Below are 1372 nucleotides of genomic sequence, written 5' to 3' on the forward strand. Positions count from 1 at the left end.
GACCACACCTTTTTGGTGGCCGAATTTCTGGTACGGATAAGCCTGGTAACGGATCAACACCTGGTCGCCGGGACGCACAAAGCCGATGGCGCGGCTGGGCGCGTACAGCTCGGCGCGTAAGGTGGCGCCGGCCGGCACGATACTGACCAGCTGTCGGTTGCCGTCGACCGCCTGGCCGGCGTCGGCAATCACCGCGGTAGCGATGCCGGATTCTGGGGAGGTAATGACGATACGGCGCTTGGCTTCGCTTTCCGTCAGTTCCTGGCCGGTACTGGTGAGTGTGCGATCAATCTGCGCGAGCTGATTTTGATGCTTCAACGTCAGACCGCTCAGTTCGGTCTGCTGTGCTGACAACTCACGGCCAACACTGATGCGATCACGCTCAAGACCTTGCTGACGGTTCTTCTGGTCGAGCAGATCTTCCTGTTTTTGCTGGAATTGTTCTTTGGAGATGTAGTCTTGCTGCAGCAAGCCTTGGTAACGCTGCAAGGTTTCTTGGGCCAGCTTAACGCGATCCTGCTGCCCGACGATCTGACTGTCCAACTTGGCCAACTCATTGCCGAGACCAGCAATTTTATTATTCAGGCCGGCACGCTCTTCCTGCTGCAATTGCCGGGTCTTTTGCATTTCATCGCGCAGGCTGGTCTGGCGCTGTTCAACCTGGCTGCTGATGGCGGCCTGAGTGGCGCCTTGAGTGCTGCTCTGGCGCTCACTGGACAGCACATACAACACCTCGCCGGACTTAACCTGTTGACCTTCCTTGACGCGCTTCTCGATGACGATGCCGGTTTGCGGCGCGTAGACTTTGATCAAGCCGGTATTAGGGACCAGTTGGCCGCTGACGGTGCTGTGCTTGGTGTAGCTGCCCCATGCCAGAAATGCACAGACAATCGACGCCAACATAACGGCGAATGTCGTCAGGAGTGTGAATGAAATTGGGCGTATCAGAACGATATCGCCAAGCCACTTAGTCTGTTGTGAGGCGAGGGCTTGATCGCGGAATAGAGACATGTTGTTTTTAGTAGGGAAATACAATATCTGCAAACAAGATTTTTACCGAAAATATCTTCTAGAGAGGGAAAATCCGTGTGCGGAAGCTGTTTAGCTGGTGGTTTTAGATTTTTTAAACGTTTTAAATTGATTGAAGCACCTCACCGTGGCATCCCATAGATAGGATATTGCGTCTTGAACTCTTCTATGGCAGCATGCTTCCACGTAATTCCAGAATACATTTTTATAGCTAAGGAACAATCATGAAGCACTTGATTACTTTGGGAGCATTAATCGGGACAATTATTATGTATAGCCTAGGTTCGGAACTTGGTACTGCTATTTTCTTTGCTGCTGGGCTATTATTTGAATTGGTTTTTTG

The 1372-nt window shown here is 51.7% G+C and carries 1 protein-coding gene; it reads right to left on the minus strand.

Annotated features, from left to right (window positions below):
• On the minus strand, positions 1-903 hold a 903-nt coding region (locus tag KHU33_RS26065), incomplete at its 3' end, for an HlyD family secretion protein (RefSeq protein ID WP_230414564.1).
• Between the last annotated feature and the right edge of the window lie 469 nt (positions 904-1372).

This window comes from Collimonas silvisoli, assembly GCF_018305005.1.
GTDB lineage: Bacteria > Pseudomonadota > Gammaproteobacteria > Burkholderiales > Burkholderiaceae_D > Collimonas > Collimonas silvisoli.